This is a genomic window from Edaphobacter sp. (genome assembly GCF_035763405.1).
Lineage (GTDB): Bacteria > Acidobacteriota > Terriglobia > Terriglobales > Acidobacteriaceae > Edaphobacter.
In genome coordinates, this window is the sequence record NZ_DASUBE010000033.1 from 1 (window position 1) to 8,551 (window position 8,551).

Consider the following 8,551-nt stretch of genomic DNA (forward strand, 5'->3'; position numbering starts at 1 on the left):
CGCCAGACGCGCATCTCGAAGACGACGGTGTACCGCGTGCTGAAGACGTTTGTGCATCGTGGGTATCTGGCGCAGTCGCCCGATGGACTCTACCGGCAGGTGACACGGCCGAAGAAGATGCGCTTCGGCTTCGCGGCGCAGAGCGCGGACATGCCGTTTTCGGTGGAGGTCTCGGAGAGCCTGAAGGACGCGGCGGCATCGGTTGGCGTGGACCTGCTCGTACTGGACAATAAGTACGATGCAGCCACGGCGCTGAAGAATGCCGAGGAGTTTGTGAGGAGCAAAGTGGACCTGGTCATCGAGTTTCAGGTCGAGCAGGAGGTCGCTCCGATGATCGCCGACAAGATTGCCGGGGCGAAGATTCCGATGATCGCCATCGACATTCCGCATCCGCATGCGACGTACTTCGGCGTGGACAACTATCGCGTGGGTGTGGAGGCAGGCGAGACGCTGGCACGCTATGCGAACGACAACTGGGGCGGCAAGGTGGACTGGGTGCTTGGACTGGATCTGGCCGAGGCCGGACAACTGGTGCAGAGCCGTATGACGGGTGCATTCGAGGGCGTACGCAGCGGCATTCCCGAGCTGCCGGTCGAGTCGTTTGTGAGGATGGACGGGCGCGGAATGCGCGATCGCAGCAAAAAGCTGGTCTCGGACTTTCTACAGCGGCATCCGAAAGACAAGCACATTCTGATTGCCGCAGCGACGGACACCAGTGCGCTGGGCGCGGTTGATGCCGTGAATGAGCAGAAGCGCGAGAAGCATGTGGCGATTGTGGGGCAGGACTGCATCGCCGAGGCGATCTCCGAGATGCGCAAGGATCGGTCGCCACTGATTGCGTCGGTCTCGCACGAGACGAACTCGTATGGGCCGAACCTGATTCACCTGGGGCTTTCGCTGCTGCGGGGTCAGACCGTGCCGCCGTACAACTACGTGGAGCACAAGCTGGTGACGCGGGAGTCGCTGCTGTAGAGGCTGAAGGTTTAACCCGATTTGCACCGATAGTGCCGATTGAGAAAGACGACCACAGATGGACGCGGATTTTCACGGATGCGGTCCTTTCAGGAAGGGCCGCGCGCTATTTTCGGATTTGAAATAGTTGCTGTATTGGTGTTAATGGTGGAAAATAAACTGACAGATTTCAGGCGAGCGAGGTTTTCAGATGGCGGGCAAAGGCGGTTTACGGTTTCTTGAAGACAAGTGGGACGACGCGGTGGCGTCGAAGCTGGATGGGCCAGAGCTGCTCCGCTACCGGTCGAACCTGCTCGGTTCCGACCTGCGGATTACGAACTTCGGCGGCGGCAATACCAGTTCGAAGCTGGAGCAGGTCGATCCGGTGGATGGCAAGGCAAAGCAGATTCTGTGGGTGAAGGGCAGCGGCGGCGACCTGGGCAGCATCAAGCGCGCGGGGTTTGCGACGCTCTATATGGAGAAGCTGCTCGCGCTCGAAACGCTGTACAAGGGCGTGGATCTCGAAGACGAGATGGTGGATATGTATCCGCTGTGTACGTTTGGGAACAATCCCGTCGCTGCCTCCATCGATACGCCGCTGCACGGCTTCCTGCCGTTCGCGCATGTGGACCATCTGCACCCGGACTGGGGGATTGCGCTGGCGGCTTCGGCCAACGGGAAGATCAAGATGGAGGAGTTCAACAAGGAGTTCGGCCACAAGCTGGCGTGGCTGCCGTGGCAGCGTCCGGGCTTTGAGCTGGGCATGATGCTCAAGAAGATTGTCGCAGAGACGCCGGGGTGCGACGGCGTGGTGCTGGGCGGCCACGGCCTCTTTACGTGGGGCGCGACGCAGCGTGAGTGCTACCTGAATACCATTACGATCATCGACCAGCTTGGACAGTTCATCGAGCGTCACGCCGGAGCCGCTGGCTATAAGCCCTTTGGCGGCGGCGTGGTGAAGTCACGTGACGACCGCGCTGCGATTGCGGCGGGCATCATGCCGTATCTGCGTGGAGCGGTGTCGCGGAAGCAGCGGTGGATCGGCAGCTACTCGGACCTGCCGCAGGTGCTGGAGTTTGTGAACTCGGCTCAGGCGGAGAAGCTGGCGCACCTGGGCACGAGTTGTCCGGACCACTTCATCCGCACGAAGATTCGGCCGATGTTCATCAAATGGAATCCGGCCGGCGATCCTTCCGAGTTGAAGGAGCTGATCGAGACGGCGCTTGAGACCTATCGCGCCGAGTATGCGGAGTACTACAAGAAGCATGCGGTGAAGGATTCGCCTGCGGTGCGCGATGCCAGCCCCACCGTGGTGCTGGTGCCGGGCGTGGGCATGTTCAGCTTCGGCAAAAATAAAACCGAGTCGCGGATTACGGGCGAGTTCTACATCAACGCGATTGGCGTGATGCAGGGCGCGGGCTCGCTCGGCGCTGGCGTCGAGTGCAAGGAGATTCCGCAGGCCGGACCGGCAGCGAGCGCGGACCAGTTTACCGTCTACTCGAACTATGTCGCGCTGCCGCCGAGCGAGGCGTTTCGCATCGAGTACTGGAAGCTCGAAGAGGCGAAGATTCGCCGTCAGCCGCCGGAGCAAGAGCTGAGCCGCCGCGTTGCTCTGATCGTCGGCGGAGGCAGCGGGATTGGGCGCGAGGTGGCGCTGCTGGCTGCCGAGCGCGGCGCGCATATCGTCGTCGCCGACCGCGATGTGAAGGGTGCGGAGGCTGTTGCGGCAGAGACGGCTGCGATTGCAGGCAAAGAAGCAGTGACGTGGACGAGCATCGACATCCGCGACCGCGCAGCGATCAAGGCCGCGCTGGCTGCGACGGTGAAGCAGTTCGGCGGCATCGATATTCTTATCAACACGGCTGCGCTGTTTCCTTCGTCGCCCGATGGCGTCATCAGCGATGCGCAGTGGGCGCTGACGCTGGAGGTGAATGTCACGGCGAACTACCTGCTGGCGGATGAGGCGGAGAAGATTTTGAACGAGCAGGGAATCGACGCGAGCATGGTGCTGACCAGCTCGGCGAACGCCGTCGTTGCCAAGCGCGGCAGCGAGGCTTACGACGTGAGCAAGGCCGCGTTGAGCCATCTGGTGCGCGAGCTTGCCGTGTCGCTGGCGCCGAAGGTGCGGGTGAACGGCATCTCGCCTGCAACGGTGGTGAAGGGCTCGACGATGTTTCCGCGCGACCGCGTGATTGCGTCGCTCAAAAAGTACAAGCTGCCGTTCGATGAGAAGGATACCGACGACGGCCTGCGCAATGAGCTTGCGAAGTTCTATGCGACGCGCACGCTGACGCATCAGCCCATCGACCCGAAGGACTGCGCGCAGGCGATCCTGTTCCTCGCCGGGCCGCTGGCGCGCTGCACGACCGGCCATCTGATTCCTGTCGATGGTGGGTTGACCGAGGCGTATCTGCGATGAGACGAGCTCCAGGCACAGTGTTGTTGCCGAAGGACACACGCGCGCTGATTGCAGTCGATCTGGGCGCGGAGAGCTGTCGTGTCTCGCTGCTACGCTGGGCTGGAGGCAAGGCCAAGATCTCGCTGGTGCATCGATTTGCGAATGTTCCGCGCGAGATTGACGGCGGGCTGCACTGGGACTTCGCACGGATTGAAGCGGGGCTCGACGAGGGACTGCGCAAGTGCGCGGCGATTGCCACCGAGGGCGTGCGGTCGATTGCCGTCGATGGCTGGGCGGTCGATTATGTCCGCGTGGACGCGGACGGCAAGGCGCTGGCCGATCCGTTCTGCTATCGTGACGAGCGTACCGTCAAGGCGGAGCGCGCGCTGCATCGCAGGATTGGCCCGGACAGGTTGCGTGAGCTGACCGGCATTCAACTGATGCGCATCAACACGCTCTATCAGCTTTATGCGGATGCGCTGGCTGGCCTGCCGGAGGGACGCCAGTGGCTGAATCTGCCGGAGTATGTGCTCTTGCGGTGGGGCGCGGCTCCTGTGGCCGAGCATACCAATGCAACACACACGCAGATGGTGGAGCTATATAACCGGCAGTGGTGCCGCGAGATCTTTCAGGCGGCGCAGCTTGATCTGGCGTGCGCGCCAAAGCTGGTACCTCCGGGAACGGAGATTGGACGACTGCGCGGACCGCTGGCTGAGCTTCCGGCGCTGCGCGATGCGGTGCTGATTGCGCCCGCGTGCCACGATACTGCGTCGGCGATTGCGGGCATTCCCGCGACGGGGAACGACTGGGCGTACATCAGCTCGGGCACGTGGTCGCTGGTGGGCACGCTGCTGGAGCAGCCTCGCAACGGCGCTGCGGCAGCGGAGGAAAACTTCACGAACCTCGGCGCGGTGGGCGGTGGAATCTGCTTTCACAAAAATGTGAATGGCATGTGGCTGGTCCGGCAGTGCATGGACAAGTGGGCCGCCGACGGCGGGACGTGGACGGTTGCTGAGTTGGTTGCCGCTACAGAAAAGGTTCCGAAGCCGCAGGGTCTGCTCGATGTCGATGATCCTGATCTGCTGCTCGCGGGGCGGATGCCGGAGCGCATCAACGCACAGCGCGCGCGGAAGGGGCTCGATCCGCTTGATGAGTCTCCGGCGAATGCGCCTGCGTTTGCGAGCCTCATCTTTCACAGTCTTGCGGCGCGCTACGCGAAGGTGCTGGACCGCGTGGCGCTGCACAGCGGCAAGAAGCTGAAACGATTGTTTGTTGTAGGTGGTGCAAGCCAGAATGATTTTCTGAATCGACTGACGGCCGAGGCCACGGGGCTGGAGCTGTTTCGCGGGTCGCCGGAGAGCTCGACCGTGGGAAACTTCGCGGTGCAGATGGCGGTGCTCGAAGGCAGCCGCGACGCGGTGACGGGTGCGTATGCGGAACAGGTCTCGCGCTGGGCTGGTTTGTTCGTCTCAGCACTGGAGCAGGCGCAGCCTGCCGCGTGATAGGCTGGCGATGCATGTCCAGTCATCCATTCGATCTTGCTGCTGCGGCTACTGCGGAGATGGTCCGCGAGGGGTTTCATCCAGGCTTTCCGACCGGAACCGAAGAACAGGTGGAGGAGATTCGTGCCGACGGTCACGCCGTAGAGCCCGGCGGCGACGTGCGCGATATGCGTTCGCTGCTCTGGTCTTCGATCGACAACGACACGTCGCGCGACCTCGACCAGATTGAGGTCGCTGATCGTGTAGACGGCGGCATCCGCGTGCGCGTGGGAATTGCGGATGTGTCGTCCTCGGTGTTGAAGGGCACGCCGATCGACGACCATGCGAAAGACCAGACGCAGACGGTCTATACGGCAGTGAAGAACTTTCCCATGCTGCCGAACGAGCTTTCGACCGATCTGACTTCGCTGAACGAAAACGAAGATCGCGCGGCGGACGTGGTCGAGTTCGTGGTGGATGCCAATGGTGGGGTGGGGCAGGAGAACATCTATCGCGCGGTAGTCAGGAACAAGGCGCAGCTTGCATACAGCAAGGTCGGACCGTGGCTTGAAGGGACGGCGCAACCGGATGCGAAGGTGGCGGCTTCGTCGGAGTTGCAGGCGCAGTTGAAACTGCAGGACGAAGCTGCGTTGGCTCTGCGGGCGGAGCGTGTGCGGCAGGGTGCGCTGGAGTTCAACCGGGCGGAGGCGGACCCGGTGGTTGTTGACGGGAAAGTGCAGGAGATACGCACGGCGGCGCACAACCGCGCGACCGACCTGATTGAAGAGTTCATGATCGCGGCCAACGGCGTGGGCGCGCGAATGCTGAAGGCGGCGGGGCGATCGTGCATCCGGCGCATCGTCAAGACTCCGGAGCGGTGGGACAGGATTGTTGAGTTGGTCGGGCGTCATGGGACGAAGCTGTCTGCGGAGCCGGACTCAGGCGCGCTGAATGCGTTTCTTTCGGCGCAGCGGGCGAGCGATTCGGTTCACTATCCTGACCTGGCACTGGCGATCATCAAGCTGATGGGGCCGGGGGAGTATGTGCTGACTCCGGGGAACGATCCGAATCCTCCGGGGCACTTCGGGCTGGCTGCGGGGGACTACGCGCACTCGACTGCACCGAACCGGCGGTTTCCAGACCTGGTGACGCAGCGGCTGGTCAAGGCGATGCTGGCGAAGCAGCCCGCTCCGTACTCCGATGCGGAGCTTGAGGCGATTGCCGCGCAGTGCAATCTACAGGAGCGCGCGGCTCGGAAGGTGGAGCGGGCGATGCAGAAGCGCGTTGCTGCGGTGGCTTTGGCTGATCAAGTGGGCCAGACGTTCCATGGAGTTGTCACCGGCGCGGGCGACAAAGGGACGTGGGTGCGGGTGTTTCATCCTCCGGTGGAGGGCAAGGTGGTGCACGGCGAGCGCGGGCTGGATGTGGGCGATACGGTGGATGTGAAGCTGATTCACACCGATCCGGTTCATGCGTTTATTGACTTTGCGCGGGCGTGAGGCTTAACACCGATCTGCACGGATGTTAATGACGACCGCGGATGGGCGCGGATTTTCACGGATTTGTTTTTATCCGTGTTGTCCGTTCTATCCGTGGTCGTTTTGATTGGTGTTATGTTTTCCTTCTCTGCGTGGAAGTAATAGTGGTTGCGGGGAGTGCAGAATACGGGGGGCTCTCCACTCCGGCGGCAAAAGCCCCGCCTCCGGTCGAGATCACGTGCTTTGGAGCGTGTGTCATTTCGGTTCGCCGTAGGGTGTGGTGGTGTCGTTGACGGAGGAGTCGGTGAAGGTGACTTTGCTGCCGTCGGCGGTCTGGATCTTGTTGTCGGTCATGGTCCAGTTTTTTGCGTTGGCGATGACGCCTGCTGTCCTGGCTTCGATGTCGAGGTGGTCGAGGCGGAAGTTGTCGAGCGTGGCGTTGGGGTAGGCGCTGACGTTGAACGCCTGGCGCGCGCCGGTGGCCTTGATGTTCCAGATGTGGACATCGGAGAAGTGGGGCAGGCCCTTGCCATCGGGGACCGGGGTGGTCAGGACCTTATAGTACGGCGGCGGGTTGGTGATGCCGGGCGGCATGGTGGCGTAGCTGTAGCTCGGGTTCCAGTTCATGGTGATGTGGATGGGGATGGCGACGCCTTCGAGGGTGAGGTCGTGGATGCGGATGTCTTTGGCGTAGCCTCCGCGCGTGTGGGCGGATTTGAAGAGCACGCCGGAGGGGACGCCGGAGAGCGCGGTGATGTTGTAGACCTCGATGTTGCGGAAGCCGCCCGAGGTTTCGCTGCCGATGGTGATGGCGGCGGCGCCGCGGCGGATGATGGAGTCGCGAATGACGACGTTGTAGGTGGGGCGGTTGACGCGGAGGCCGTCGGAGTCGCGACCGGCTTTGAGGCAGAGGGCGTCGTCGTTGTTTTCGATGTCGGCGTGGGCGACGAGGATGTCGTGGGAGGAGTCGATGTCGATGCCGTCGGTCGAGGGGCCGCGGCCGCCTTCGTTGTTGCGGATGGTGACGCCGTCGATGGTGATGTCGTGGGAGTAGAGGACGTGGACGGTCCAGAAGCCGGAGCGTTTGAGCAGGAGGCCGCCGCCGAAGTGGACGTTGGCGGAGTTCTGGATGAGGACCAGGCGGGGGCGTTTGGCGTCGTAGTCGGAGGCCCAGCGGAGACCCTTGGGCTCGTCAATCTTGCGGAGGTCCCAGTAGGACTTCCACCAGGGCGGGCCGTCGCCGTCGATGGTGCCGTGGCCGGTGATGGTGACGTTGTGCTGGTCGCGGACGTTGATGAGGGCGGCGGGCCAGGTCATCTCGATGCCGGCGACACGGGTGGGGAGTTCGGGGTAGTCGGCGAGTTTGTCGGAGCCGATGAGGGTGACGCCTTCGGGGACGTCCAGGGTGACGCCGGACTTGAGGAAGATGGAGCCGGTGAGATAGGTTCCGGGCTTGAAGCTGACGGTTCCGTGGGCTTTGGTTGCGGTGTCGATGGCTTTCTGGATTGCGGCTGTCGCGAGGGTGGCGCCGTCGGGTTTGGCTCCGTAGTCGGTGGGGAAAAATATTTTTGGCTGGGCGAGCGCGGCGGTGGTGAGGGCGAGAGCGAGGGTGAGTTGGGCGGCTTGGCGGATGCGGTTGGTGCGGGTGGTCATGGTGGCTCCCCCCTCCCGGGGTTAAGTATGCAAAGTCCTTTGAACAAAGGAGTTAGGTTTGGACTTCGGCGCAATCATGTTGCCAAACCCAGAAACGCAAGGGGGTTTCGGCATGGTTGTGCCCAAAGTATTCAAAACAAAGTGGTTTTGTCCGAATGGACTTCGATTGTGAGACGTTCCCTCTTGGCTAAAAGTTCCACCGCTCCCATCTCTTATTTTATCGGTCGCGTCAAGGGCTGGGCTGTGGATTGGAAGACTACGTGCGCCGCGAATTTGAGGAGCGTGGTCTGGTTGGTCATCTGATTAGGGTCGGGATCGTGGAAACGAGCTTCGGATAAATTGCGGGAAGGAAGCCGACCAGGTACTCATCCCTGAAGGTCGATGAGTGACTCGGCGATTGGGCATCAATTGAGACGCATCCATGACGAGAACAGCGTTTATGAGGACTAATCCGTCAGAGCTTTGATACGAGATTGTAGACAACATCGCGCAAGAGCGGCCATGATCCCATGAATGGGAGTGAGACGATGAAGAAGCCGACCGAGAATCGGATAAACCGGAATATCAGTGAGTCTGACGGACAGTCCGTC

General features: G+C 62.0%; 5 protein-coding genes. 4 read left to right on the plus strand and 1 reads right to left on the minus strand.

Translation table 11 applies throughout. The features are described 5' to 3' along the window. The 4 genes from VFU66_RS03145 to VFU66_RS03160 all read left to right on the plus strand — a co-directional run. A partial coding sequence (locus tag VFU66_RS03145) for a substrate-binding domain-containing protein (protein WP_326444777.1) occupies positions 1-972 on the plus strand: 972 nt, incomplete at its 5' end. 190 nt (positions 973-1,162) lie between these two features. Then, positions 1,163-3,370: a bifunctional rhamnulose-1-phosphate aldolase/short-chain dehydrogenase gene (locus VFU66_RS03150; protein ID WP_326444778.1), complete on the plus strand. Its 2,208-nt coding sequence runs from the start codon at positions 1,163-1,165 to the stop codon at positions 3,368-3,370. After that, positions 3,367-4,851, plus strand: coding sequence for a rhamnulokinase (locus VFU66_RS03155; protein WP_326444779.1), 1,485 nt, complete (start codon positions 3,367-3,369; stop codon positions 4,849-4,851). The genes VFU66_RS03150 and VFU66_RS03155 overlap by 4 nt, the downstream gene beginning before the upstream one ends. A 14-nt stretch (positions 4,852-4,865) precedes the next feature. Next, entirely contained in the window at positions 4,866-6,329 is a 1,464-nt protein-coding gene (locus VFU66_RS03160; protein ID WP_326444780.1) for an RNB domain-containing ribonuclease, read from the plus strand. 234 nt (positions 6,330-6,563) lie between these two features. Here the strand turns inward: VFU66_RS03160 and VFU66_RS03165 are convergent, their stop codons facing one another. Further along, positions 6,564-7,961 (minus strand): glycoside hydrolase family 28 protein, encoded by a 1,398-nt coding sequence (locus VFU66_RS03165; protein ID WP_326444781.1) that lies wholly within the window; start codon positions 7,959-7,961, stop codon positions 6,564-6,566. Positions 7,962-8,551: the final 590 nt, after the last annotated feature.

Excerpts from the sequence above, each read along its gene's own strand:
- VFU66_RS03160 (WP_326444780.1), top strand. The coding sequence starts at position 4,866 with ATGTCCAGTCATCCATTCGATCTTGCTGCTGCGGCTACTGCGGAGATG.
- VFU66_RS03155 (WP_326444779.1), top strand. The coding sequence starts at position 3,367 with ATGAGACGAGCTCCAGGCACAGTGTTGTTGCCGAAGGACACACGCGCG.
- VFU66_RS03165 (WP_326444781.1), bottom strand. The coding sequence starts at position 7,961 with ATGACCACCCGCACCAACCGCATCCGCCAAGCCGCCCAACTCACCCTC.
- VFU66_RS03150 (WP_326444778.1), top strand. The coding sequence starts at position 1,163 with ATGGCGGGCAAAGGCGGTTTACGGTTTCTTGAAGACAAGTGGGACGAC.